Source organism: Dyella japonica (assembly GCF_040545895.1).
Taxonomy (GTDB): Bacteria; Pseudomonadota; Gammaproteobacteria; order Xanthomonadales; family Rhodanobacteraceae; genus Dyella; species Dyella japonica_D.
In genome coordinates this window covers 570,564-595,341 of record NZ_JBEPMU010000003.1, presented here as the reverse complement: position 1 = coordinate 595,341, position 24,778 = coordinate 570,564, and the positions used below count along the sequence as shown (strand labels likewise).

Annotated in this window: 29 protein-coding genes; 15 read left to right on the top strand and 14 right to left on the bottom strand. The window is 65.1% G+C overall.

From position 1 onward, the window contains the following. Positions 1–15: 15 nt before the first annotated feature. On the bottom strand, positions 16–1,095 hold the full coding sequence (locus ABIC75_RS12940) for a sulfotransferase family protein (protein ID WP_354014264.1): 1,080 nt from the start codon (positions 1,093–1,095) through the stop codon (positions 16–18). 38 nt (positions 1,096–1,133) lie between these two features. Here ABIC75_RS12940 and ABIC75_RS12935 point away from each other — a divergent pair, with 38 nt between their 5' ends. Further along, positions 1,134–2,096 (top strand): quinone oxidoreductase family protein, encoded by a 963-nt coding sequence (locus tag ABIC75_RS12935; protein ID WP_354014263.1) that lies wholly within the window; start codon positions 1,134–1,136, stop codon positions 2,094–2,096. Positions 2,097–2,102: 6 nt separating this feature from the next. Here ABIC75_RS12935 and ABIC75_RS12930 read toward each other — a convergent pair whose 3' ends face one another. Genes ABIC75_RS12930 through ABIC75_RS12920 form a run of 3 tightly spaced genes read right to left on the bottom strand, consistent with a single transcriptional unit; the run spans position 2,103 to position 3,844 of the window. Beyond that, entirely contained in the window at positions 2,103–3,014 is a 912-nt protein-coding gene (locus ABIC75_RS12930) for an ion channel (RefSeq protein ID WP_354014262.1), read from the bottom strand. Between the two features lie 54 nt (positions 3,015–3,068). Beyond that, the gene (locus tag ABIC75_RS12925; RefSeq protein WP_354014261.1) at positions 3,069–3,575 is read right to left on the bottom strand and encodes a M48 metallopeptidase family protein; all 507 of its coding nucleotides are present in this window, start codon (positions 3,573–3,575) and stop codon (positions 3,069–3,071) included. After that, positions 3,572–3,844: a hypothetical protein gene (locus ABIC75_RS12920; protein WP_354014260.1), complete on the bottom strand. Its 273-nt coding sequence runs from the start codon at positions 3,842–3,844 to the stop codon at positions 3,572–3,574. The genes ABIC75_RS12925 and ABIC75_RS12920 overlap by 4 nt, the downstream gene beginning before the upstream one ends. A 73-nt stretch (positions 3,845–3,917) precedes the next feature. Here ABIC75_RS12920 and ABIC75_RS12915 point away from each other — a divergent pair, with 73 nt between their 5' ends. The 3 genes from ABIC75_RS12915 (at position 3,918) to ABIC75_RS12905 (ending at position 5,069) form a co-directional block, all read left to right on the top strand. Next, positions 3,918–4,355 (top strand): putative toxin-antitoxin system toxin component, PIN family, encoded by a 438-nt coding sequence (locus ABIC75_RS12915; RefSeq protein ID WP_354014259.1) that lies wholly within the window; start codon positions 3,918–3,920, stop codon positions 4,353–4,355. Between the two features lie 65 nt (positions 4,356–4,420). Next, positions 4,421–4,846, top strand: a complete 426-nt coding sequence (locus tag ABIC75_RS12910; protein ID WP_354014258.1) for a hypothetical protein — start codon at positions 4,421–4,423, stop codon at positions 4,844–4,846. Positions 4,847–4,880: 34 nt separating this feature from the next. After that, complete coding sequence (locus ABIC75_RS12905; RefSeq protein ID WP_354014257.1) at positions 4,881–5,069, top strand: CPXCG motif-containing cysteine-rich protein; 189 nt, start codon at positions 4,881–4,883, stop codon at positions 5,067–5,069. Between the two features lie 3 nt (positions 5,070–5,072). Here ABIC75_RS12905 and pncA read toward each other — a convergent pair whose 3' ends face one another. After that, positions 5,073–5,720, bottom strand: coding sequence for a bifunctional nicotinamidase/pyrazinamidase (gene pncA / locus ABIC75_RS12900; protein WP_354014256.1), 648 nt, complete (start codon positions 5,718–5,720; stop codon positions 5,073–5,075). 214 nt (positions 5,721–5,934) lie between these two features. Between pncA and ABIC75_RS12895 the strand changes: the two genes are divergently transcribed. Both ABIC75_RS12895 and ABIC75_RS12890 read left to right on the top strand, forming a co-directional pair. Beyond that, a complete protein-coding gene (locus tag ABIC75_RS12895) occupies positions 5,935–6,306 on the top strand; it encodes a hypothetical protein (protein WP_354014255.1) in 372 nt (123 codons plus the stop codon). Between the two features lie 72 nt (positions 6,307–6,378). Next, entirely contained in the window at positions 6,379–7,578 is a 1,200-nt protein-coding gene (locus ABIC75_RS12890; protein WP_354014254.1) for an MFS transporter, read from the top strand. A gap of 7 nt (positions 7,579–7,585) precedes the next feature. Here ABIC75_RS12890 and cls read toward each other — a convergent pair whose 3' ends face one another. Together cls and ABIC75_RS12880 are read right to left on the bottom strand one after the other, a co-directional pair. After that, on the bottom strand, positions 7,586–8,989 hold the full coding sequence (cls, locus tag ABIC75_RS12885) for a cardiolipin synthase (RefSeq protein ID WP_354014253.1): 1,404 nt from the start codon (positions 8,987–8,989) through the stop codon (positions 7,586–7,588). A 67-nt stretch (positions 8,990–9,056) separates the two neighbouring features. Then, complete coding sequence (locus tag ABIC75_RS12880) at positions 9,057–9,986, bottom strand: LysR family transcriptional regulator (protein ID WP_354014252.1); 930 nt, start codon at positions 9,984–9,986, stop codon at positions 9,057–9,059. 145 nt (positions 9,987–10,131) lie between these two features. On the opposite strand from ABIC75_RS12880, the gene ABIC75_RS12875 reads away from it, so the two are divergent. The 3 genes from ABIC75_RS12875 to ABIC75_RS12865 are packed head-to-tail and all read left to right on the top strand — an operon-like array spanning position 10,132 to position 13,491. Beyond that, entirely contained in the window at positions 10,132–11,361 is a 1,230-nt protein-coding gene (locus tag ABIC75_RS12875; protein WP_354014251.1) for an MFS transporter, read from the top strand. Positions 11,362–11,392: 31 nt separating this feature from the next. Then, positions 11,393–12,451, top strand: a complete 1,059-nt coding sequence (locus ABIC75_RS12870) for an SDR family oxidoreductase (RefSeq protein ID WP_354014250.1) — start codon at positions 11,393–11,395, stop codon at positions 12,449–12,451. Positions 12,452–12,477: 26 nt separating this feature from the next. After that, entirely contained in the window at positions 12,478–13,491 is a 1,014-nt protein-coding gene (locus tag ABIC75_RS12865; protein WP_354014249.1) for a zinc-binding alcohol dehydrogenase family protein, read from the top strand. Positions 13,492–13,648: 157 nt separating this feature from the next. Here the strand turns inward: ABIC75_RS12865 and ABIC75_RS12860 are convergent, their stop codons facing one another. Both ABIC75_RS12860 and ABIC75_RS12855 read right to left on the bottom strand, forming a co-directional pair. Continuing rightward, positions 13,649–15,019 (bottom strand): FAD/NAD(P)-binding protein, encoded by a 1,371-nt coding sequence (locus ABIC75_RS12860; RefSeq protein ID WP_354014248.1) that lies wholly within the window; start codon positions 15,017–15,019, stop codon positions 13,649–13,651. Between the two features lie 37 nt (positions 15,020–15,056). Then, positions 15,057–15,635, bottom strand: a complete 579-nt coding sequence (locus ABIC75_RS12855; protein WP_354014247.1) for a cysteine dioxygenase — start codon at positions 15,633–15,635, stop codon at positions 15,057–15,059. Between the two features lie 229 nt (positions 15,636–15,864). Here ABIC75_RS12855 and ABIC75_RS12850 point away from each other — a divergent pair, with 229 nt between their 5' ends. Further along, positions 15,865–16,155 (top strand): hypothetical protein, encoded by a 291-nt coding sequence (locus ABIC75_RS12850; protein ID WP_354014246.1) that lies wholly within the window; start codon positions 15,865–15,867, stop codon positions 16,153–16,155. A gap of 89 nt (positions 16,156–16,244) precedes the next feature. On the opposite strand, the gene ABIC75_RS12845 is transcribed toward ABIC75_RS12850, so the two are convergent. Then, positions 16,245–16,904: an energy transducer TonB gene (locus ABIC75_RS12845; RefSeq protein WP_354014245.1), complete on the bottom strand. Its 660-nt coding sequence runs from the start codon at positions 16,902–16,904 to the stop codon at positions 16,245–16,247. Positions 16,905–17,257: 353 nt separating this feature from the next. Next, positions 17,258–18,085 carry a universal stress protein gene (locus ABIC75_RS12840; protein WP_354014244.1) on the bottom strand — a complete coding sequence of 276 codons (828 nt, stop codon included), beginning with the start codon at positions 18,083–18,085 and terminating at the stop codon, positions 17,258–17,260. A gap of 289 nt (positions 18,086–18,374) precedes the next feature. Here ABIC75_RS12840 and ABIC75_RS12835 point away from each other — a divergent pair, with 289 nt between their 5' ends. From ABIC75_RS12835 to ABIC75_RS12825, 3 genes are all read left to right on the top strand, one after another. Further along, positions 18,375–18,809, top strand: coding sequence for a hypothetical protein (locus tag ABIC75_RS12835; protein ID WP_436407918.1), 435 nt, complete (start codon positions 18,375–18,377; stop codon positions 18,807–18,809). A 140-nt stretch (positions 18,810–18,949) separates the two neighbouring features. Continuing rightward, positions 18,950–19,618: a PAQR family membrane homeostasis protein TrhA gene (trhA, locus tag ABIC75_RS12830; protein WP_354014243.1), complete on the top strand. Its 669-nt coding sequence runs from the start codon at positions 18,950–18,952 to the stop codon at positions 19,616–19,618. Beyond that, positions 19,615–19,986: a TfoX/Sxy family protein gene (locus ABIC75_RS12825; RefSeq protein ID WP_354014242.1), complete on the top strand. Its 372-nt coding sequence runs from the start codon at positions 19,615–19,617 to the stop codon at positions 19,984–19,986. Before trhA ends, ABIC75_RS12825 begins: the two co-directional genes overlap by 4 nt. Before the next feature lie 27 nt (positions 19,987–20,013). On the opposite strand, the gene ABIC75_RS12820 is transcribed toward ABIC75_RS12825, so the two are convergent. Beyond that, positions 20,014–21,780: a DUF885 domain-containing protein gene (locus ABIC75_RS12820; protein ID WP_354014241.1), complete on the bottom strand. Its 1,767-nt coding sequence runs from the start codon at positions 21,778–21,780 to the stop codon at positions 20,014–20,016. Positions 21,781–21,858: 78 nt separating this feature from the next. Then, positions 21,859–22,341 carry a DUF456 domain-containing protein gene (locus ABIC75_RS12815; protein WP_354014359.1) on the bottom strand — a complete coding sequence of 161 codons (483 nt, stop codon included), beginning with the start codon at positions 22,339–22,341 and terminating at the stop codon, positions 21,859–21,861. A 79-nt stretch (positions 22,342–22,420) separates the two neighbouring features. Between ABIC75_RS12815 and ABIC75_RS12810 the strand changes: the two genes are divergently transcribed. Further along, entirely contained in the window at positions 22,421–23,101 is a 681-nt protein-coding gene (locus tag ABIC75_RS12810) for an RIO1 family regulatory kinase/ATPase domain-containing protein (protein WP_436407925.1), read from the top strand. A gap of 12 nt (positions 23,102–23,113) precedes the next feature. On the opposite strand, the gene ABIC75_RS12805 is transcribed toward ABIC75_RS12810, so the two are convergent. Then, positions 23,114–24,013, bottom strand: coding sequence for a LysR family transcriptional regulator (locus ABIC75_RS12805; protein WP_354014239.1), 900 nt, complete (start codon positions 24,011–24,013; stop codon positions 23,114–23,116). Positions 24,014–24,129: 116 nt separating this feature from the next. Between ABIC75_RS12805 and ABIC75_RS12800 the strand changes: the two genes are divergently transcribed. Continuing rightward, positions 24,130–24,732, top strand: a complete 603-nt coding sequence (locus ABIC75_RS12800; protein ID WP_354014238.1) for a short chain dehydrogenase — start codon at positions 24,130–24,132, stop codon at positions 24,730–24,732. The last annotated feature ends 46 nt before the right edge of the window (positions 24,733–24,778 follow it).

Here is a 24,778-nt window from a genome sequence, read left to right as displayed (position 1 = left end):
GGTGAACCAGCCGGCTCAGCCGACGCCGGCGACCTGGGCGCTGCGTGATCTGCGCGGACGCGGCGAAGGGCGTACGCGAACCGCCTGGCACTGCGCGCGCAGGTCTTCGTAGGAGGCCAGGCGCCCGTGTAGCCAGCGCTGCATCTTGGGGCCGAAAAGGCTATCCACCTTGCGGTCGGCCTCGCGCACCTGGCCTTCGATGGCCGACATCTTCCAGGGTTCGTCGGAGAGGTTGGCGATGGACTGCTGGCAGGCGTTGTCCAAGGGCGCGTCTGGCGGCAGGTCAAGGAAGGCGCACAGACGCACCCATTCGATGTCCGGCTGGCGCACCAGGTCCTCGAGGAACACGAAGTGATGGTTGGCGCGGCCGATATGCTGGCTGTGGATGTCCATGGCGCGGTTCCAGCGGCGCGCCCAGTGCACGGTGCCGCCGCCGAAGGCGTCGTCGTTCTCGAAGCGCAGGTAGACGTCGGCCAGCGAGGCCAATACATCCATGCCACGGCGCACGACGTGAACGAAGCGGGCGTCAGGCGCCAGCGTCTCGATCTCGGGGATATAAAGCAGGTGGTTGGGTGTCTTCTCCAGCCACATCGAGCGTCCGGCCGCGGCGGCGGAGCGGTCGAGCAGGGCCAGGAACCGGCCGGACAGCGTCCGCCAATGGTAGGCCGAGGGCATCGGGGGGCGGGCGCCGGCCAACTGCACGTGCAAGGCGGCAAAGGCGTCGCGGATGTGGCGGCGGGTCAGGCCCAGCGACTGGCGCCAGCGGCGACGACGGGGCTGCACCCGGGCATCGCCCCAGCGCCAGGCCAGGTCGCCGTGCAATTGTTCGAAGAAGGCGGTTTCCGGCAGCGTATAGACAGCAGGATGTCGTGCCAGCAAAGCCTGGACAATAGTGGTCCCCGAACGTGGGCAACCCACGACAAACGTTCGCCGCATGGCGCTGTCTCCCTGAACAGTGGCCGCGACGTCCTGGCCAATGGCGGTGAATAACGCGTGATTTCTCGTTGCGTTGACCAAAAATACAGCTTCCCGTAAGGAAAAAGCGACAGATTTGTCACTTTTTTTCGAGACCCGGGCCAGGGACGGCGGCGCCAAACCTGTCATCCTCTCGGCGCCCAGCACAGGACACGCCCATGCACGCACTCACTTTCGACCGTTTTGGCCCTGCCGACGTCCTGCGCTGGACCGAGCGTCCGGACCCAATTCCCGGCCCCGGCCAGGTGCTGGTACGCATGAAGAGCGTCGGCCTGAACTTTGCCGACGTGTACCGCCGCAACGGCAACTACCACCTCAGCGGCTCGGCGCCCTGGGTACTGGGCTATGAAGGCGCGGGCGTGATCGAGGTGCCGGTGGCCGGTGACAGCCAGTTTCCGGCGGGCAGGCGGGTGGGCTTCGCCGACATGCCGCATGCCAACGCCGAACTGGTGGCGGTGGATCGCGATCGCCTGATCCCGCTGCCGGACGACATCGACGCCGACACGGCCGCCGCCGTGCTGCTGCAGGGCCTCACAGCGCAATACCTCGTCTCGGACAGCTTCGTGGTGCGCGCCGGTGACGTGGCTGTGGTTCACGCTGCCGCGGGTGGCGTTGGCTTGCTGCTGGTGCAGATGCTCAAGGCGCTGGGCGCGGTGGTGCTGGGCATCGCCTCCAGCGAGACCAAACGCGATGCCGTGATCGCCGCCGGCGCCGACGTGGCCGTTGGCTATGAGGAATGGGTGGACGCCACGCGCGCGCTCACCGGCGGACACGGCGCCAACGTGGTCTACGACTCCGTCGGCCGGACCCTCTCCGACAGCCTCGCTGCCGCCCGCATCGGTGGCACCGTGGTGTTCTACGGCATGGCGGCGGGCGATCCGGATCCGGTCGATCCGCGCCTGCTGATGGACCGTTCGCTCACCCTGACCGGCGGTGACCTGTGGAACGTGCTCACGGGTGCGGAGGCCCGCCGCGAACGTGCCGCGGCGTTGTTCCAGCAGATCAGGCAGGGCACGGTGAAGCCGCAGATCGCCGCACGCTTTCCGTTGCACGACGGCGCCCGCGCCCACGCCTTCCTGGAAAGCCGCGGCGCCATCGGCAAGGTGCTGCTGACGCTCTGAGGGATATCAGAACCGGTCGATGTCTTCGTTCTCTTCCACCGGCAGCACGTGGTGGAACACGCCGTAGTCGATGTGGCTGACGCCTTGTTCGTCGTCGTGCACCAGATCGATGTAACGGTAGTTCCAGCGCCACTCGCGATGGCTCCACTGGCGGCGCGCGAGCATGGATTGCGCGGTGGTTTCGTCGACGCCTTCGATGCACAGCATCAGCGTGGCTTCCGTGGCGGCCAGGTCGTCGCGGCTCAGCCCGTACAGTGGGCTGGTCTCGTCGATGATGTGCATCAGGCTCCAGCTCAGCGTGAACACCGGGTGCCGGTCTCGCATCAGCTTCAGGTCGTGGATGCGGCGCAGGCGAAAACCTTCGGGTGAGGTTTCGCGCAGCAGCAGGTGCAGTTTTGCGGAAGCTTCGGCAATCACGTTCTGCCGCGCATTGGCCGCGCGGATCATCAGCGTGCGCTTGCCATGCACCAGGTGGATCACCGGATGGTCGGCGAACAGCATCTTGGCGCGCGGGCGCGAGAAGCGCGAGAACACCAGGCCCGTGACCAAGGCGATGCTCAACATGCCGGCGAAGATCTCCACCGTTGCCACGATGTGGGCATACAGCGTTTGCGGGTGCATGTCGCCATAACCCACCGTCGCCAGCGTTTCCACGCTGAAGAAAAAGGCGCCGGCGAAATTGCGCGGAAACTGGTTGGCGATGGCATGGTCGCCCAGTTGGTACAGGGCGGCGAACACCGTGTTGAGGGCCAGGAACGCGGCCGCCGCGAGCCCGAAAAACGTGGGCCAGCGGATGGTGAGTGCGAAGTGGTAGATGTCGTCCCAGATGCGCTGCGTCAGGCCCTCGCTGACGAACGGGCGTCCGCCGATCTGGATGGTGCGAGGGCGGTTGAGCCACTGATGAAACCAAGCGCGCATGGAGCGATACCGAGCGGGTGAGGGGCGTGGCGATTCTATCGCGGCGCGCGAAGCTCACGCGGAGCGTGTCGCCTGCACGTCGCGCCAGGTCAGGTAGAGGCGCAGGTCGAATTCCTGCTGGTGGTAATCGGGCTGCATGTATTCGCAAAGCTGGTAGAACGCCTTGTTGTGTTCGGCTTCCTTCAGGTGCGCCAGTTCGTGCACCACGATCATCTTCAGGAATTCGGGCGGCGTGTCGCGGAACAGCGATGCGATGCGGATTTCCTTGCGCGCCTTCATGCGGCTGCCGTGCACGTGCGAGATGGCGGTATGCATGCCCAGCGCCTTGCTGATCACGTCCAGCTTGCTGTCGTACCACACGCGATCGATGCCTGGCGCGTTGCGCAGGTGTTCCTGCCGCAGCGCGTTGGTATAGGCATACAACGCCTTGTCGCTCTGCACTTCGTGGCGGCCGGGATGGCGCTTGTCCAGGTACGTACCGAGCTCGTCGCGCTCGATCAGCTGACGCACCTTCTCCAGCAGTGCGGGTGGATAGCCGCCAAGGTATTTCAGCGAGGTCATGCCGCGGGCGGTTCGTCGTCGAAGCCGGTGTAGCCTTCCGGGAACACCGGCGTGCCGTCGTCTTCCAGCGATTCGATGGCGGCCAGCGCCTTGGCGGCGGCTTCCTCGGCCAGTGACTTGTCGCGGAAGCTGCGGTTCTCGCAAATGGCGAAATACACGGGAAAACCGCTGCGTTCGCGCGGCGTGACCACGATGCAGGCGGTGAAGCGCGAACCCTCGGCAACCGCCGTGGCGTGGACCGTGTAATGGTCGAAGAGGCGATCGGTCATGTCGGTGTTCCACCAGGTAGGACGCTCATTTTAACCGGGCGGCTGTGCCACCATGCGCGCCATGTCCGTTTCCGTGCCCCGACTCGTCCTCGACACCAATGTCGCACTCGATCTTTTCGTGTTCCGCGATCCCGCCTGCGCACGCCTCCAGGACGCGCTGCAGCGGGCGCAGGTGGTCGCGGTGGTGGATGAGCCTTGCCGTGCGGAATGGCTGGCGGTGCTGGACTATCCCCAGCTCGGCCTCACCGAGGCGGCGCGCGAGCAGGCCGTGGCCGCGTTCGACCAGGCGGTGACGCAGCTTGAGCCAGCGGCCCTGATGTCGCGGCCGGAGATAAAACTCCCGCGCTGCGCGGATCCGGACGACCAGAAATTCCTCGAACTGGCGCTCGCGTCGGGTGCGCAGTGCCTGCTCAGCAAGGACAAGGCGCTGCTACAACTGGCCCGGCGCACGGCGCGCGAGGGCTGGTTCCGCATTCTGTGTCCTTCGGCATGGGAACCACCCGTGCCCTGAGCGTACGCTTCACAAGCGATTGATCGGGTGTTCGCGATGCTAACTATCCAAGATGGAGTACGACCATGAAGATCATGCAGAACGCAGCGGGTGCAGTGTGGGTGGCCTTGGGCCTGATGGCCCTGACCGGCTGCGGCGTGACCAACGACCACGACAAGATCACCAAGGACGTGGTGTCCAATCGCCAGTTCCTCTACCAGGCGCCGGGCGATGGCAATGCGACGCTGCAGGTGGTGCGCAGCAATGGTTATTTCGGCGGCGGCTGCTCCAGCCAGATCCTGGTCGACGACAAGTTCGCCGCATCGATGGAACCCGGCGAGCAGGCCACGTTCTATCTGCCCAGCGGTGCCCACACCGTGTCGTTGCGCAATTCCGGCGCATGCCACAAGGTGAGCAACGACGCGCATGTCGACACCAACCTGGCAGCCGGCGAAACCGCGCTGGTGCAGGTGAACAAGTGGGGTTCGTCGCTGTCGCTGGCCAAGCGCTGAGCGATGGTTTGACAGGGGAGAAGAGGAGGGCGCCATGCTCGATCAAGTCTTCATCCACTGTCCCTACTGCGGCGAAGCCATCGAGATACTCGTCGATGGCTCCGTCGACAGCCAGCACTACATCGAGGACTGCCAGGTCTGCTGCCGTCCCATCAACATCAGCGTGAGCTTCGACGAGGACGGCGATCCCCAGGTCAGCGTGGCATCGGAGAACGAGGGCTGACGCTCAGGCGAGCGTGGACGAATCGATCACGTTCACGCCGAGATTCTCGAAGCGAAGCCGCGTGGGGATATCGGTCTCCGGCGACACCGGTCGCGTGAGATCCCACAGCACGTGCGTGCGATAACCCAGTTCCACCGCGTCCTGCGCGGTCCACAGCACGCACACGTCGCGCGCCAGCCCGCACACATACACTTCGTCCACGCCTTGCTCGCGCAGCCAGCCGTGCAGGGCGGTGGACGGCCGCTTGCCGTGCGGGCCATGGTTCTCGCGAAAGCCGCTATAGGAATCCACGCTGGGGTCGTCGCCTTTGCGGATCACCGTATCCACGTGCGACCAGTCGATCGAGGGATGCAGCGCGGCGCCCGGCGTTTCCTGCACGCAATGTGGCGGCCACAAGGTTTGCGCGTGGCCGTAGAGCGGAATGCGGTCGAACGGCTCGCGCCCGGGATGTGAGGTGGCAAACGAGATATGGCCGGCGGGATGCCAGTCCTGGGTGGCCACCACGTGCTCGAACACGTCCCGCTTCAGCAACTGGTCGATGCCGGGAACGATGGCATCCCCCTCATGGCAGGCCAGTGCGCCACCGGGCATGAAGTCCGGCTGGACGTCGACCAGGATGAGGGCGGCGCGGCGGCTGATGGCTGGGCTCATGGGGATGGGCTCATAGTCGCGTCGGGTCTCGTAAAAGGTTGCGTCGTAAAGTCTAGTCGGCCAACGGGAATCATGGTGTGACGCGTTCGGCGGGTGATTTGTCATCCATAGACAGTGTTCAGGCTGGGAAATTTCCTGCGAGATCGGCGGTTGGCACCCAGTCGGGGCGGCGTCGCAGGCATAATGAGTTCCAGGCAACCAGCGGAACCTGCACATGTTTTTCGACCAGTCGTGGATGGGATACGGAATCGTCGGTGCGCTGGAGGCCGGTGCCATCGCCCTGGCCATCGGGCTGGTCCTGTTCGTCCTGCTGCATCTGTATGGCCGCACCCAAGGCTGGAGCCTGGGCATCGAGGTCGGTTGGGCCTGCGTGGGCGGGATGATCCTGGCCGGCGGCAGCGACATGTGGAACCTCGTCTATTTCAACTACGGACGCGTCCAATCGCTGCAATTGCTGAAAGTGCGGTTGGCCGAAGTGCATGACCCCGACAACCTCGGCGCGCGCGTGTTCTTCGAATTCGTGGGCGTGGCCGTGGGCGTCTTCATCGGTTGGCTGCTGGTGGCGCGCCGACGGTCGTCCACCTGACACGGGGCGTCGGCGTTTCCCCCTCTGCGCCGACGACTTCCGCAGTTTTATCCCTTCCCCGATGTTGTACCCATGACTACTCACGTTGAACCGGGCGCCAGCGGCACGCCGCTGACCCTGCGCATCGTCCAGATCGTCCTTTTCACGTTCCTGGCCTATCTGGTGATCGGCATGCAGCTGGCGGTCTTGCCGCCGTTCGTGCACGACGATCTCGGCTTCGGCGCCGTGCTCGCCGGCCTGGTGATCAGTACGCAATACGTGGCCACCCTGCTGAGCCGCGGTTTTGCCGGGCGCACCTCTGACACGGCGGGCCCCAAGCGCGCGGCGCTGATTGGCCTGGCGGCGTGCGCGGCCAGCGGCCTGCTGCTCATGGGGGCGGCGTTGCTGCGCGAATGGCGCGTGGTGTCCATCGGCGTGATGCTGGTGGCACGACTGGCGCTGGGCATGGGCGAGAGCTGCGTGGCCACCGGTTGCATCGTGTGGGGGATTGGCCGTGTAGGTGCGGAACACACCGCCAAGGTCATTTCGTGGAACGGCATCGCCACTTATGGTGCGTTGGCGGTCGGTGCGCCGCTCGGCGTGGTGCTGAGCCATGCCGCCGGCTTCGCCAGCATCGGCGTGGCAGCGGTGGCGCTGATGGTGCTGGGGCTGTTGCTCGCGTGGCGTCGCCCCGCCGTGCGCGTGGAAGGCGGCGAGCGCATGCCGATGCATCACGTGTTCGGCCGCGTGGCGCCCTATGGCACGGGGCTCGCGCTTGGTTCGGTGGGCTTCGGCGTCATCGCAACGTTCATCACCTTGTATTACGCCAGCCAGGGCTGGGCCGGTGCGGCGCCAACGCTCAGCGTGTTCGGCGTGTGCTTTGTCGGCGTGCGGCTGGTGCTGGGATGGACCATCGCGCACTTTGGCGGCTATCGCACCGCGATGGTCTCGCTGCTGGTGGAATGCGCGGGCCTGGTGGTGTTGGCCATGGCGAACCACCCCGGCATCGCGATGCTGGGTGCGGCATTGAGTGGCATCGGTTTCTCGCTGATCTTTCCGGCGCTGGGCGTGGTGGCGGTGGAGCGCGTGAGCGGAAGCAATCGTGGCGCCGCGCTGGCGGCGTATTCCGTGTTCATCGATGTGGCGCTTGGCGTCACCGGACCGCTGGGCGGCTGGATCGCCTCAGGCGGGCGCTACGGCCCGATGTTCGTGGTGGCGGCGATGATGTCGCTTGCCGCAGTGGTGCTCACCGCTTGCCTCTATGTCGTCTACGGCAACAAGGCGACCGGCTGACGCTGGGTCAGAGCACCGGATCGAACAGACGCGCCACGTGCATCGCCAGGCGCCGCACGTAGGGTGCGTTTTCGTATTCCGCTTCCGTCACTTCGTACGCGTGGTCGAAGTCATTGCACAGCATGGCTTCGACTTGTGCGGCGAAATCCGCATCCACGTTCAACGCACCGATTTCGAAGTTGAGGCGGAACGAGCGGTTGTCCAGATTCATGCTGCCCACCACGGCGGTGTCGTCGTCCACCAGCAGCACCTTCTCGTGCAGGAAGCCCGGCCCGTAGCGGAACACGCGAATGCCGGCGAGCACGGCGTCGTGCGCATACAGGCCCGTGGCGAGAAACACGGTGTGGTGATCGGGGCGCGAAGGAATGAGCACACGCACGTCCACGCCACGGAACACGGCAAGCCGCAACGCGGCCATCACCGCCTGGTCAGGCACGAAGTAGGGCGTAGTGATCCATAGCCGGCGTCGCGCGGCATGAATCAGCGAAACGAAGAACAGCGAACAGGTTTCCTGGCGATCGGCCGGGCCGGTGGCGGCAATCAGCGTGTGCGCGGTGCCGTTGCCCGGTTGGGGCTTCAGCAATGGCGGCAGTTCTCCCGTCACCCAGTGCCAGTCTTCGGCAAAGCTGCGTTGCAGGTCCGCCACGGCGGGGCCTTCGATTTCCAGGTGGGTGTCGCGCCAGGGCGACAGCGGCGGCTCCATGCCGAGGTATTCGTCGCCGACGTTGAGGCCGCCGACAAACCCGCGCACGCCGTCCACCACCACGATCTTGCGATGGTTGCGGAAGTTGAGCTGGAAGCGATTGCTGCGCCGCTGCGTGGCGAACGGATGGATGCTCACGCCGGCTTCGAGCAGCGTTTCCACGTATTCGCGCGGTAGCGCGTGGCTGCCGATGCCATCGTAGAGCACGCACACTTCCACGCCGGCGCGCACACGGTCGATCAGCGCCTGCTGCATGCGCTTGCCGAGCATGTCGTCGTGGAAGATGAAGAACTGCACGAGCACGCACCGCTGTGCGGCGTCGATGGCGGAGAAGATGGCCTCGAACGTGGCCTCGCCATTCACCAGCAACTGCAGGCGCTGGCCCTCGTGGAAATGCGCGCCGAGCATCTGCGCGATTTCGCCATAGCGTTCGTTGACGTCAGGCGAGGAGGAGCCGTTGGACAGTTGCTCGTCCGCCAGCGCGTGCATCTGATCGCGCCGTGCGCGGTGCAGATCTACATAACCGTGAAAGTGGCTGCGGCCGAGGTAGAGATACGGGATGAGCGTGATGTAAGGCAGCAGTACCAGCCCGAGCGCCCAGGCAAACGCGCCTTGCGGCGTGCGCGTATTCATCACCGCATGCATCGCGGCGAGCACGCCGGCGATATGCAGGAACAGCAGCAAGGTGCCAACGATGGTGGTCAGCATGCGATGCAGCCGATGGTGAAGATACAAGTGCGTCGAACCTGGCCCGGCATGGCGTCTCCCGTTGTCGTCAACGCATGGCGTCGCGCACAGTATCGAGCACATCCTGTTCGCGCGCTTTCAGTTCCTGCTGCAGATGATCCACGAACAGGCGGATGCGTGCCGGCAGGTAGGCGCGGCTGGGATAGATGGCGTAGACGTGGGCATCGGGCAGGAACACCTCGTTCTTCAGCGGCACCAGCCGGTCGGCGCGCACGTCCTCGGCGATGTCCCAGGCGGATTTGAACGCGATGCCGTGGCCGGCGACGGCCAGCGCACGCATCAGGTCGCCGTTGTCGCAGGTCATGGCGGCTTCCACCCGCAGCGGGCGGGGGCCGTCGGGCGATTGCACGATCCACGGCAGCACGCCGTGGCCAGGGCGATGCAGCATCAGGCAGCGGTGGTGCTGCAGCTCGTCGGCGGTGCGCGGATGGCCATGCCGTTCCAGATAGTCCGGCGAGGCACACAGCACGCGGAAATTGTTGGCCAGCAGGCGCGACACCAGGCGCGAATCGACCATGCTTCCGCCGCGCACCGCCACGTCCACGCCGTATTCGAACAGATCGAGCATGGCGTCGGAGTTGGTGAGGCGCAGGTGGAGCTGGGGATGCTGCTCCGCGAAGTCCGCGGCAATGGGGCCTACGTACTGGCGCCCCATGTCCACCGAGGCGGACAGGTGCAGCTGCCCCCGCACCTCCAGCTGGCGGAGACCGACGGCCGAGTTCGCGTCGTCCACGTCGGCGATGATGGCCTGGCAGCGCTCGAAGTAGATGGTGCCTTCCTCGGTGAGCACCAGCCGGCGCGAGCTGCGTTGCAGCAAGCGCACGCCCAGTGAAGTCTCCAGGCGGGTCAGCCGTTTGCTGGCGGCGGCCGGGGAGAGGCCCAGTTCGCGCCCGGCGGCCGAGAGGCTGCCTTCGGCCACGGCGCGGACGAACAGGCGCATGTCTTCGAAATCGACCATCTTCCGGATGCCCTGGTGGAGGCGGTGAGGGTGCCGCTTGCCGCGCATCTTTAACTTTCAGGAAAAGATGCCTCTCTAGTTTGCTCAATTCCCGGAAAGGTTCACAAGGCGCAAAGTGGCGGCCGTTTCCTTCTGGAACCTTCCCATGAACTCCCCCCTTTCCGCCGAACGTAGCGATACGGCGGCCGCCGGGTCCTCCCGGCTGGCCCTGCTGGCCTTGTCGGTGGCCGCGTTTGCCATCGGCACCACTGAATTCGTGATCATGGGCCTGCTGCCCGAAGTGGCGTCGGACCTGCACGTGAGCATTCCCTCGGCCGGCCTGCTGGTGTCGGGCTACGCGCTGGGCGTGGCGGCCGGTGCGCCGCTGCTGGCGGCCCTCACGGCCCGCATGGAGCGCCGCAATGCGCTCCTGCTGTTGCTGGGCCTGTTCATTCTCGGCAACGCGCTCTGTGCCGTGGCGCCCAACTACGGCGTGCTGATGGTGGCGCGAGTGGTGGCGGCGTTCTGCCATGGCTCGTTCTTCGGCATTGGCGCCGTGGTGGCCTCGCATGTGGTGCCGAAGGGGCAGGCGGCGCGTGCCATTGCGCTGATGTTCACCGGCCTGACGCTCGCCAACGTGCTGGGCGTACCGTTCGGTACCTTCCTCGGCCAGTGGGCTGGCTGGCGTTCCACCTTCATGGCCGTCACCGGGCTGGGCGTGGTCGCGGCCATCGCCGTCTGGCGCCTGGTGCCATCGTTGCCGGATCTGCCGTCGCCGCACATGAAGCGCGAGCTGGGCGTGCTGCGTCAGCCGCAAGTGCTGCTGGCCTTGCTGATGACGGTGCTCGGCTTCGGCGGCGTGTTCACCGTGTTCACCTATATCGCGCCGATCCTGCAGCAGGTGTCGCATGTGAGCGTGGGTGCCACGGGTTGGGTGCTGATCCTGTTCGGCGTGGGCACCACCATCGGCAACATGCTGGGTGGCCGTCTCGCCGACTGGCGCCTGATGCCGTCGCTGGTCGGCGTGCTGGTGGTGCTGTCGGTGATCATGCTGGCCTTTGCGTGGACCATGCACAACACGATCGCCGCCATCGTCACCGTATTCGTGTGGGGCATTGCAGCGTTCGCCACCGTGCCGCCGCTGCAAATGCGCGTGGTGCAGCAGGCCAGCGAAGGACCGCACCTGGCGTCCACGCTCAATATCGCCGCCTTCAATCTCGGCAATGCGATTGGCGCGTTCATCGGCGGCTCGATGATCGGCATGGGCCTGGGCCTGCCTTCGGTGAGCGTTGCCGGCGCGGTGGTGGCTCTGCTCGGTCTGCTGGTGACGCTGGCGAGCGCAGCGCTTGAACGTCGCCGCTCAAGCAGCGTGGCGGCGTGTGCGGTCGGCGCCTGATCCTGCTCATACGAATGCACGAAGGATCGTCATGACAAAACAAGCGAACGTCGCCCTGGTGGTTGGTGCGCAGGGCGTGATTGGCCGCAACCTGATCGATCACCTGTCCACGCTCGACGACTGGCAGGTGATCGGCTTGTCGCGCCGCGGCGGCATCGATGCGGGCCGCGTGCAACATGTCGCCGTGGATCTGCTCGACATCGAAGACGCGCGCAAGAAACTCGGCGCGCTCGGCCACGTGACGCATGTGTTCTACGCGGCCTACCAGGATCGCCCCAGCTGGGCCGAACTGGTGCCGCCGAATCTCGCCATGCTGGTAAACGTGGTCGACACGCTCGAGCCGGTGGCGACGCGGCTGCAACACATCAGCCTGATGCAGGGCTACAAGGTTTACGGCGGTCACCTCGGGCCGTTCAAGACGCCCGCGCGTGAAACCGACGCGGCCTTCATGCCGCCGGAATTCATGCACGACCAGCAGCGTTTTCTGGAACATCGCCAGCAGGGCAAGGCGTGGCGCTGGTCGGCGATTCGTCCGGCCGTGGTAGGCGGTTTCGCGCTGGGCAATCCGATGAATCTCGCGCTGGCGATTGCCATGTATGCGTCGATGAGCAAGGAACTCGGTCTGCCGCTGCGTTTTCCGGGCAAGCCCGGCGCTTACGACCGCCTGCTGGAAATGACCGACGCCGGCCTGCTCGCGCGCGCCACCGTATGGGCCGCCTCCGAGCCTGGCTGCGCCAATCAGGCGTTCAACATCACCAATGGCGACCTGTTCCGCTGGAACGAGATGTGGCCGTTCATCGCCGACTACTTCGATCTGGAAGTGGCGCCGCCGCTGCCCTTGTCGCTGGCCACCGTGATGGCGGACAAGGAACCGCTGTGGCGCACCATGGGCGAACGGCATGGCCTCGTGCCGCATGCGTATGCCGAGGTATCGTCCTGGGGCTTCGCCGATTTCGTGTTTTCGTGGGACTACGACATGTTTGGCGACGGCTCCAAGGCGCGTCGCTTCGGTTTCCACGAACACGTGGAAACCAAGGCCATGTTTACGCGACTGTTTGACGACTTTCGTCGGCGCAAGATCATTCCCTGAGTTTTCGCATTCGCTAGGAGAGTTGCATGAAGGCTGTTGCGTACCGGCAGATCCTGCCTATCACCGATCCCCAGAGCCTGATCGATGTCGACCTGCCCCAGCCGGTTCCGCAAGGGCGCGACCTGTTGGTGAAGGTGGAAGCCATCTCGGTCAATCCGGTGGACACCAAGGTACGTCGGCGTACCGATCCAGCAGGTGCCGACAAGGTGCTGGGTTGGGATGCCGCCGGCACGGTGGTCGCGGTAGGCGCGGATGTCACGCTGTTCAAGCCCGGTGATGCCGTGTACTACGCTGGTGCCATCGATCGTTCCGGCAGCAATGCGCAGTTCCAACTGGTCGACGAACGCATCGTGGGACGCAAGCCTTCCACGCTGGATTTCGCGCAGGCCGCGGCGATGCCGCTCACCACCATCACGGCGTGGGAGATGCTGTTCGACCGGCTCAACGTGCCGCGCGGCAGCAGCGGGCGCCATCGCGTCATCCTGGTGATGGGTGGCGCTGGCGGTGTAGGTTCCATGGCCATCCAACTGGCGCGCCGGCTGACCAACGCCACGGTGATCGCAAGCGCATCGCGCGAAGACACGCAGGCCTGGGTGAAGGAGCTCGGTGCGCATCACGTGGTCGATCATCACGGCGATCTCGTGGCCGCGGTGAAGGCGGTGGCACCGCAGGGCGTGGACGATGTGCTCAGCCTCACGCATACCGAGCAACACTTTCCCAAGCTGGTGGAACTGCTCAAGCCGCAGGGCAAGCTGGCCTTGATCGACGATCCAGCCAAGCCGATTGACGTCACCCTGCTCAAGCCCAAGAGCATCTCGCTGCATTGGGAACTCATGTTCACGCGCTCGCTGTTCCACACCGACGACATGCAGGCGCAACACCAGTTGCTCAATGAGGCGGCGGACCTGGTCGACGCCGGTGTGTTGCGCACCACGTTGCGCGAGAACATGGGGGCGATCAACGCCGCCAACCTGCGGCGCGCCCATCAACAGGTGGAAAGCGCCAGCACCATCGGCAAAGTGGTGCTCAGCGGTTGGTGATCGCCTGAGCATGCGGAGGGCCAGTCCGCGGTTTCTCACCAAGGATCAGCTTGACCGTCATTCCCGCCTTCGCGGGAATGACGCTGAGGGGATCGGGTGTCTGCTGAGGAATGTTGGACAGGGTCCACAAAAAAAGGAGCGCCTGGCGCTCCTTTTTTTATCCGCCCTTCAACAAGCGGTCGGCGAGATTGCGTGCCTGCTGACGTATTTCCGGCATGGCGGTGGATTCCCACAGCGTGCCGCGCAGCAGCGTGCCGATGGCGTAGAAATGCGGCCAGGTGTGGTCGCCATGCTTGACGCGACCTTCCGTGGTGGCGGTGACGCCCAGGCCCAGCGGATCGGGCGTCACGTGACCGTTGGTCGACAACTGGCGAATCAGCGGGTGATGCGTGCGGCGTACATCGGTATTGAGGCCCACCGTCTGGATCACCAGGTCCGCATCCATCGTCTCGACGCCCTTGCCGTGCGGGCGACGGATATCCAGGTGCAGCTTGTCACCGGCCACGTCCACGGCCTGGAGACGGCCACGACGACGATGCAGCCGATCGGCATCCTCCAGCGCCTTCATGGCCACCATGACCTGAGGCGGCATGCGATGGCGCACGCGCTCCCACGCCCAGCGCGCGTGACGCAGGAAACGCGAACGTTCCACCTCCGGCAGCAACGCCCACAACGACGGCGTGTGCGGACGCAGGCTGTCGACGATCGTGCGCCAGTCGGCGCTTTGTGCCACCGCTTCGCGCAGCAGGCGTATCCAGGTGCGGATGTAGGGTTCGTCGCGCATCGACTCGATCAGCTCACTGCTGTCGTCTGCCGGTGCGGAAGCATGTTGCAGGTGCGGTTCCGGCAACAGGCCATGGCGCGAGATGGCTTCGAAGGTGGCGTTGGGCCACAGCGCGGAGAGTTCCAGCAACACGTCCACGGCGGTAAGGCCAAGGCCGATGAGTACGACCTTGCGTGGACGCGCATCCGGCTTGGCCTGTGCGAGGAAACCCCACGGCTCGGTCACGTACTGGCCGCTTTCCAGGGCGGCATCGCTCACGCCACTCAATGGCTGCGGCGGAAGCGAACCGATGGCCAGCACAGCGGCGTCGACGCGTGCGCTTTCTTCACCGTGAATGACATTGACGCCGTCATGCTCCGGCACGATCGCGTCCACCGCGAACGGCAGCACGCGCACGTCATGCCCGGCGGCGCGTGCTCTCTCGAGCGCGCGTTCCACCTGCGCCTCGAGATAATCGCCGTAGAGGCGGCGCGGCAGGAAATCGGTGCCGGCGATGGTGCTGTCGCCGCGTTGCGCGAATTCCAGGAATCCGTGCGGCCTGGCAGCAAACATGCTCATCGACGCCGCGCGGACGTTCAACAAATGCTTGTCGGACCGCGTGCCATACGCGACACCCCGCGGCGAATTACCGCCACCGGTGTACCAGTCCAGATGCAACGGCTGCGGCAGCTGGCGTTCCAGCAGCTCGCTCAGCAGCGCTGCCGCTGCAGCACCGCCGCCGATGATGGCGACCCGTCGATACATGCCACTCCCTTAAAAAAACGTCTCTACGTATGTGGCTTCAAGCGTACAGGCGACCAGCAAGGGCGCTGCGCTGCGGGCTTGCGGTCCACTGGCCGGCTTCGCCAGCTCGTTGGTACGTGAGGTACTGTGCCAGATCGCCACCGTAGACGTGAAGCGTCAAGGCCGTTTCGTGCCGGGAGAGGTTGCGGCAGCGATGGGCATGGCGGTTGTCGGCGTCGAACCAGGTGGCGTCCCCGGGACCCAGCCAGTCACGGCCGCTCAGTCGCAGGTTCTTCCTGTTTTCGTCACGGTCCCACGACTCCACTTCAAGCGCGCCATGCAGCGCCAGCTCCAGGCCCCACAGGCCGGCGTGATCGTGGATCGGCGTGGCGTAGTTGGCCGGCCAGGCCATCACCAGCACGCTGATGTCCGGCTTGTTGCGCTGCGCCACCAACCAGCGTTCGAAACCCCTGTTGCGGGTCCGCAGGTCGGCCAAGTCGCCTGCCAGCGCTTGCTTGCTCTGATAAACCGTACGGCTCAGTTCTCTTGCCATCGAGGCAAGATCCGGGTGTTCGCCTACCCCATAGTCAAACGCGATATCACGCAGCGCCTTGAGGTGTTGCATGTGTTTGGCCATGCGAAGTCACTCATGGAAACCGGCGCGCAGTGGAGCACGCGTATCGTTAAAGTCCCGTAACACGAGGACGATGTTTGCCTAAGGAGAGGCATGACTTTCGCGACATGCGCGGCATGCCGCAAAAGCGCACGATCATCTGCAAGAAGGCCTTGAAAGTCGCATCAGCTGCCTCAAAAGCTCGGTGCGATGCGCCATGGTCACCGGCAGTGACGCCGGGAGGAGAAACATCATGTTTGCGATGAGCGTGCTCTTGATGTTGGTGGTGGGTGTGTGGCTTGCGATCGCCATGATCGGCCTGGTGTTCAAGCTCACCTTCACCTTGATCGGTGGTCTTTTCAGCGTGATTGGCGCGCTGCTCGGCGTGGTATTCGGCGGCATTGCCCTGCTGGTGATGGCGCCCATCGTGGCGCTTGCGCTGCTGCCGCTGTGCCTGCCGGTGATTCTGTTCGTGGCCGTGGTATGGGCCATCCTGCGCATCGCGCGCGGCCCGGCGCACCCCGCGCCCGTCAACGCCCGCTGATCGTTTCGTTTGCCGTGGAAGGGCCCGGACCTGCCACTGGATGCAGGCCGGGCCTTCCCCTCGGTGTCGCCGACTCGCGGCGACTCAGTTCACAGCTCGTTCAAATTGAACGTCACCGGCACGCGTGCCCACGCACGCACGGCGTGACCGTTCACCATCGCCGGTTCGAACTTCCAGCCTTTCAGCACCTGCTCGCGTGCGCTGCGGTCGAGCAGGGTGTAGCCGCTGCTTTGTTCGATCGTTACGTCCTGCGGCAAGCCGTTCTCGTCCACCAGCACTTTCAGGATCACCTGTCCCTGGATGCGTGAATGCAACGCCTGCGCGGGGTATTTCAGCGGCGTTGCGCGATAGGCGAGCGTGGCTTCCACCGGTGCGCTGGTGATGTCGGTGGCGGGCGGCGCAATCGTCGGTGGAGCGACGACCGCAGGCGCGGTGCCTTGATCCGTGGTGTTGACCACGGGGGGCGTCACCGGCAACGGGTGCGATACGGACGGCGTGTGGGGAACGGGTTTGGGATCCCGCAGTTTTTTCAGCTCGATTTGCGGCGGCGGGGGAATCTCCTTCGCTGGCGTGATCCAGGTGACCGGCGTACTCACGATGCGCTGCGCCTGCGCGACCAACTGCGGTGCCATGGGGCGCATGAGGACAAGCAGCGCGGCAAGGTTGAGGGCTATCGCCACACTGAGCGCGGCGATACGGACATGGTCCGGATGGGCGTGACGGGGTACAGCCAGGCTTGCGGACGACATAAGCGACCTCCTGACGTAACGGCGATGTGAGTTTTGGAGCCTGCTCGATGTCTTGGCGAGGCACGCACTGACTCAACCCTTCGGGCCGGGTCTGTTTGCCCGTACGCCGGCGTCATCACTCGGCCGTGTATCGACATACACTCCCTCGTTCTTCCTTGGCGTGCGGGCAAACAGCTCCCGGCGCGTACCACGCTAAGACATCGAGCAGGCTCCAGCCCGTGCACGCCGCGTGGGGACGCGGAGGGATCGTGCCGGTGCAGTTCCAGCCTAAGCCCGAAAAAAAGACTTGCGCAAGTAGCCGTATGGAAGGCTATTCTGTGCGGAGTTTCCGGGGACGACCGGAAACGGGATTTTCAGTGCGCCACCAGCATCGGCACATCGCCATGCATGAAGAGGTGGCGGGTGGTGCCGCCGAGCACCATTTGCGCCAGCCGCGAACGGCTCCAGGCACCCATCACGATAAGGTCGGCGCCCTGCACGTGGGCCGCCTCCAGCACCGCGGGCCCGGCGGCGTGACTGGGGCCACTGTCCAGCGTGTCGATGCGGGCGTTGATGCCGCGGCGTTGCAGCCAGTCGGCCAGCCCTGGCGGTGGAAGCACAGGCAACATGTCGGCATTCATTTCGCTGCCGTCGAGCACGCGCACCTGGTCCGCCCTCTGCAACAACGGCAGGGCGGCGGCGAGGGCGAGTGCGGATTCGCGGCTGCCGTTCCAAGCCACCAGGATGTTGGCGCCGAGCGAGGGGACGGGCGAGACATCGGGCACCACCAGCACGGGTCGCCCGCTGGCGAATACGCAACGCGACACGGAACCGAAGCCCACCGGCGCATCGCTGCGTTTCTGGCTGCGTTCCATCACCAGCATGTCGTAGCCGGAGGCGGCCTGGCTTACCGTCTGCACGGTATCGCCCTGGGTCACGCGCCAGCGGCCGTCGAGCGAACGGGCAGCCAGCGCTTGTTGCCAGCGGCCGTCATGGGTCAGTGCCTCGGCCACGCGGCGCTGCGTTTCCTCCAGTTGCACGGGTACGGCTTCGGGCAGGCTGAAAGCGGTGGCGGGAAGGTCGGCGACATACAGCGCGTCGAGCCGTGCGCCGAGTCTTTGCGCCAAGGCCATGGCGGCGCGTGGTGCGGCAACGCCGAGGTCCAGATGGTCCAGATGCAACAGCAAGTCGATGCATGACATGTCGGCTCTCCCGATTCCCGGTCCGTCTCCAGCATAGAGCCTGCCGTCGGTGGCCGTGTAGCTAGCGTTGCTGGCGCACAAAAAAAGCCCCGCACAGGATGGCGGGGCGGTAAGGCCGGGACATCGGGGGAGAGAGAGGGGATGCCCGGTTATGTCATTTTTTGCTTTTGCGGCTTGCTTTGACGTACATCCCGGGTGAAAGCAGCATTCACGCCGCAGAGGGCTGACGATGGCCACAATGACTTGTTCGCCGCGTATCGGCGGTCGGGGATTTCCAGGGAGAAACGCCATGAACGTTTGGAAGTGCGCAGGTGCGTCGGTGCTGGCTTTCGCCGGATGGATGGCATCCGTGCCGGCACGCGCCGGTGAGCTCGAGTGCAAGATGAATTTCAATCTCGCGGGCTGGTCGGTGTTCTATCAGACAGCCACCGGCAACGGCACCGTTCACTGCAGCAACGGGCAGAGCATGTCGGTGCACCTGCGCGTGAAGGGCGGTGGCCTCACCTTCGGCAAGAGCCAGATCACCAACGGCGTGGGCAAGTTTTCGGGCATCGGCAGCATCAGCGAGATCAAGGGCCACTACGCCGACGCGGGTGCGCACGCCGGTGCGGTCAACTCCGCGGGTGCTCGCGTGATGACCAAGGGCAATGTCTCGCTCGCGCTCAGCGGTACCGGCAAGGGCTGGGATCTGGGCGTGGCGTTCGGCGCCTTCATCATCGAGTAGCACCTTGCGCGCGGCGCCCGTGGCGTCGCATGGCCTTGCGTTTGCGCAGACCTGGCAACAGGCGCCCTTGTTCAATGGCGCCCGGCGTCCTAAGGTGGCGGGGCCGTACGCTCCAGTACGTTTCGTTTGAGGGATGCCCCATGTCCGCCACCTCCGGCACGGTTCTTCCGCGCTATGCCTTTGGCGACGAACTCGCCGCCAGCGTCATCCACGGCATCGGCATCCTCCTGAGCATCGCGGGCCTGGCCACCTTGGTGGCCTTCGCAGCGCTGTACGGCGACGCACGAGCCATCGTGGCCAGCGCCGTGTTCGGCACCACGCTGATCCTCTGCTACACGGCGTCGACGCTTTACCACTCCATTCCCGGCGTGCTGGCCAAGCGCGTGTTGCGCACACTGGATCACATCGCGATTTTCCTGCTGATTGCCGGCACCTATACGCCTTTCACCCTGATCGCCTTGCCGGGTGCGTGGGGCTGGGGCCTGTTCGGCACGGTCTGGGGCCTGGCCATCATGGGCAGCGCGCTGGAGTTGGGCTTGCTGAAGAAGTACCGCAAGCTGGCGGTACTTATGTATATCGGCATGGGTTGGGTGGGCGTGATTGCGTTCAAGCCCTTGCTCGCGCACCTGCAGACCGGCGGCATGGTGTTGTTGCTGGCCGGCGGCGTGGCCTACACGCTCGGCGTGCCGTTCTATCTGTGGCGCAAGCTGCCGTATCACCATTCGGTATGGCACTTCTTCGTGCTCGCTGGCAGCGTGCTGCACTACCTCGCGGTGCTGCTCTACGTGTTGCCTGACGCGCCGGTGTGAACCCGGACATCCAGTCGCTGCGGAAGGAGCTGGAGGACGCCGCCACGCATCTGGGGCGTCCGCACGATCTTCGTTTCAAGCCGATGTTCGGCGGGCTGATGGCCTGGTTCGACGAAAAGCCGTGTGCATGGCTATGTGCCCAGGGACTTGCGCTGCGATTGGCCGCTGCAGATCAACCCGCATTGCTGGCGATGGAAGGCGCAGCCCGGTTCCGGCATCGACCGGACGAACCGCCCAGCCGCGACTACATCCTCGTGCCGCCTGCTTTGCGTCGTGATACCGCGCGCTTCGCCCTGTGGCTGGAACGCAGTGGCCACGCACCCGCGCCGCCAAAGAAAAGGCCGCGCCCGAAAGCGCGGCCTCGTTGAGTCGACGGGACGATTCGTCTCGTTCGATTACTTCTTCTTCTGCGACGGAATGAACTGCGTGCGCACAGCTTCGGCGAGCTGTTCCGGCGGCAACAGGCCCTGGCCGATCACGAAGTCGTTGAAGGCCTGGCGGTTGAAGTCCTTGCCCAAGGCGAGTTCCGTGTTCAGGCGCGTCTGCTGCAGGCGCATGTAACCGTAGAAATACGCAGTGGCCTGGCCCGGGCTGTTGAAGGTGTAGCGATCCAGCTCCTGCTGCGTCATCGCTTCGGACAGGCCCACGTCGTAACGCAGCACATCGTGCGCACGTTCCTTGGTGATCAGGCCGAGGTTGAGCATCGGATCGAGATACGCACGCGCCGCACGCTGCAGGCGCGCCTGCAAGGCCACGAACTGGCCCGACGGCGGCTCGTACGGCAGCATTTCCGATTCGGCATACAGCGCCCAGCCTTCCACGTTCACGCTGTTGAAGGCGAACAGGCTGCGTGCCAGTGATACGCCGCGCTCCACCATCGCCGCGAACTGCAGCTCGTGGCCCGGGCGGCCTTCGTGCGCGGTCAGCGTCCACGCGGCGGCCTTATAGGTGAAGTCGTCATACGAATCGGACTTGCCACCGCTGGGGTTGCCCATGGTCAGCACGAAGGTGCCCTGTTCGCCGTGGTTGTTGATGAACGGCGGCGGATCCATGTGCGGCGCCGGCACGGCCGCGGTTTCGGCTTCCGAGGCCAGGCGCATCTGCATCTTGCGCTGGGGCAAGGTGATGATGTGCTCGCGGCGGATGGTGTCTTCGATTTTGCCGATGATCTCGTGGTACCACGGCACCACGTCATCCTTGCCCAGCTGCTGCGTCTTCAGCGCCTTCAGCACGTCGCGATAGTCGGTGGCCTGGATGCCTTCTTCCTTCGCCACCACCGGCGCCATCATCTGCATCATCGAACGCAGCTCGACGAATTCGAATTGCGCTTCCTTGATCAGTTGCTCCGGCGCAATGTCGATGCCCACCTGCTTGAGGTTGTACGCATACAGCGGTTCGGGCAGGCGGAAGTCGGCGCGTGCGCGCGGCACGATGGTGGACTTCACCCAGCTGTCGTAATCCTTGAGCTGGCTGTCCAGCGTATCCAGCGCGGCCTTGCCTTCGGCGTTGTCGAGCTTGTACTTGGCGAACAGCTGGCGGATGCCCTGCGCATAGCGCTGCGTGTTGCTGAGCTTCTGCTCCACTTCGTTCTTGTAGGGACCGATCAGGTCCTTCTCGCCGATGCGCGCGTTGGTCTGCGCCTTGGCAAGGTCGACGATCGGCGTGCAGCCCGGGGTCTTGCCCACATAGCATTCCAGGCGCTTGAGCGCGGCCGGGCGACGGTTGGCTGCCACATCGTCCTTGAGCAGCACAAACTCGCCCTGGAAGATCAGCTGACCCACGTCCTGGTACGGCAGCATGTATTTGTGATTGAGATCGATGCCCTCGATCTGCTGATCGACGGCCTTGATCATGATCTGCAGATCCTGGCGGACGTTGTCGTCCTTCTCGCTGGCCAGCATCTTCTCAAGCTTGGACTTCGCGTCGACGAAGGCCGCGCGCGAGCGGGCGTCGACGTCGGGCTTCAGGTCGACGACCTTGTCGTCGAAGCCGGGCACGCCGATCTGCGAAGCAAATTCCGGGTTGAACTTCGCCATCACGTCGAGCAGCACCTTGGCGTCGGTGTTGCTGCGTTCGATCCAGGCGGGCGACTTGGTTTCCGCTTGGGCGGAACCAACGGCGACCAGCGAAACCGCCAGTGCCAGGGCGAGACGTTTGGACATGTGGACTTCCCTGAAGGTGGAGTCCCCTGAGCCTATAGGGCGTTGACGGGGCCGCGCCATGTGCCGAAGGTCGCGCCCTCAGCCAAACACCATGGCAAAGGCGAACAGGCCGATCATCACGGAGGAAATCACCAGCTTCACGAAGGTACCGAAGAGCAGGCCCAGCCAGGTGGCCACGCCCACGTGGGCCGAGCGCAGCACGCTGGTGCCCGAACTCAGTTCGCCCAGCAGGGCGCCCACGAACGGGCCGGCGATCAGCCCGGCGAGGCCAAAGAACATGCCCACCACCGTGCCGATGCCCGCACCCCAGATCGCCGGCCGACTGGCGCCCACTCGCTTGGCGCCCAGTGACGCCGCCACGAAGTCCAGCGCCACGCCGATGGCGCCCAGGATGCCGATGATCACCAGCCACCACGTGCCCAGGTGCCGGTACTGATCCACCGCCGCTGCCAGCCAGATGCCGCCGAAGATCATCGGGATGCCCGGCAACGCGGGCAGGATGTTGCCGGCGAGCCCACCGATCATCAGCAGCGCGGCCAGCACGTAAAGCGCGATCTCCAGCATGAACGTCTCCATCGGCGACGGCTCAGCATATCGGGCCGGCGCCGCGGCGTGCTGCGATCGGTTGGGCGACAATGGCATGGCTGCGGGTGGCGAAGAGGCATGCGTGGATACCTCACGCGACAGGCTTTTGAAGTGCGACGAACTCGGCCGTATCGAAATGACCGAGCGAAACGGCGTGCGCGTGATCTGTCGCGACGTCGCCGCCGCCCGCTGGTGGGCGCGAGCCGTGGCGCGCCACGCCGCCGCGCGCGAGGCGCGCGCACTGGCCAGGCTCGACGGCATCGATGGCGTGCCCGCCTTGCTGGGATGGAACGGACGCGAACTGCTGCGCGGCTATATCGACGGTGCGCCGATGCAGCATGCGCAGCCCTGCGATCGAGCGTATTACCGCGATGCATTGCGACTGCTGGCGCGGCTGCATCGTCGCGGCATCGTGCACAACGATCTGGCGAAGGAACCGAACTGGCTGGTTTGCGTGGATGGACGTCCAGCGCTGGTCGACTTCCAGATTGCATGGACCAGCGGCAAACGCGGCGCCTTGTTCCGCGCGCTGGCGCGTGAAGACCTGCGTCATCTGCTCAAGCACAAGCGCACGTATTGCGCCGATGCACTGACGGCACGCCAGCGCGCCATCCTCGCCACGCCGGCGCCGCATGCGCTGCTGTGGCGCGCCACCGGCAAGCGTCTCTACAAACTCGTCGCGCGGCGCATGTTCGGTTATTGGGACAACGAAGGACAGGGCCGCACGCGCGAGTGAAGTGCGGCTTTTCTACGAGGAAGCATTCGCGCCAAAGCGCTCCAGTAGAAACTCGATCATGCTGCGTAGCTTCGCGGTCGGCCGGCGGTCCTGCGCATAGAGCAGATGCATGGGTGTGGAAGGCGGCGCCCATTCCGGCAGCACCGCCATCAGCCTTCCTTCGGCAAGATCATCGGCCAGCAACACTTCCGGTTGCAGCACGATGCCGGCGCCATGCAGGGCCGCCACGCGCAGCGCGTCGCCATGATCGACTGAGAGACGACCTTGCACAGGCACGTCGCATTCCGCGCCATTGGGCCCGAGCAGGCGCCACTGGTCGCGGCGACGCCAGTTGGTCAGGCCGAGGCAGGTGTGGTTCGTCAATTCTTCGGGGCGCGTGGGGTTGCCGTGCCTGGCGAGGTATGGCGGTGACGCGGCCAGCAGCATGCGGTACGGCTGCAGTGGACGCGCGACCAGTTGCGGATCGTCGACGGCGCCGATGCGGATGCCCAGCTCGTAACCTTCGCTGACCAAGTCATACACGCGATTGTCGAGCGACAGTTCGACGCTGACGTCGGGATAGCGCTGCAGGTAATCGGTGAGTGCGGGCGTCAATCGCCGGCTGCCGAAACTCATGGGCGCGGTGATGCGCAATCGGCCGCGCGGCGTGGCCTGCAATTCGTGGGCGCTGCGCTCGGCCAGTTCCACGTCGGCCAGCACGAGCTTGCAGCGCTCGTAGTAGAGCCTGCCGACTTCGGTGAGTTGTTGCCGACGCGTGGTGCGATGGAGCAGGCGCGCGCCCAGTCGCTGTTCGATCGCGCGGATGTGCTTGCCGGCCATGGTGGGCGACACGCCACTGGCTTCGGCGGCCGCCGCGAAACTGCCGGTGTCCACCACGCGCACGAACATCGCCATGTTCGCCAAGGTATCCATGATTAGAAACCTATGGTTCGGAATGGGTCGAATGATGGCACGTTTATTGTGACCCGCGCAGGACGGACACTGCGGGACATGGCGTTCCATCCCGGGACGCACCTCTGAGGTCTCTCATGCGAATTCTGCTTATCGGTGCGAGCGGCACCGTCGGACAGGCGGTTGCCGGGGCGTTGGCGCCCCATCACGAACTCATCCGCGCCGGGCGCCACTCGGGCGATCTGCGGGTGGATCTCACCGACATGGCCAGCGTTGAGCGCATGTATGCGGAAGTGGGCCAGCTCGATGCGGTGGTCACGGCCGCGGGTAGCGTGCACTTCGGGGAGCTGGTGGATACCACGCCGACCCAGTTCATGTTCGGGCTTCAGGACAAGTTGATGGGCCAGGTGCATGCGGTGATGGCGGGCATTTCGCATCTGCGCGATGGCGGCTCGTTCACGCTGACCAGCGGCATCACCGCGGACGAACCCATCAAGCTGGGCACCAATGCCACCACGGTGAACGCGGCCATCGAGGGTTTCGTGCGTTCGGCGGCCACCGAGCTGCCGCGCGGCCTGCGCATCAATGCGGTGAGCGCCACCTTGCTCACCGAGGCATTCGAGGCTTACGGCCCGTATTTTCCGGGCTTTCCGGCGGTACCTGGCGCGCGCGTGGGGCAGGTGTATCGACGCAGCGTGGAAGGCGTCGGGACGGGGCGCATCTACAAGATCTGGGAATAGCCCAGCGCATAAATAAAAAAGCGAGCGCAGTGCATGCGCTCGCGTC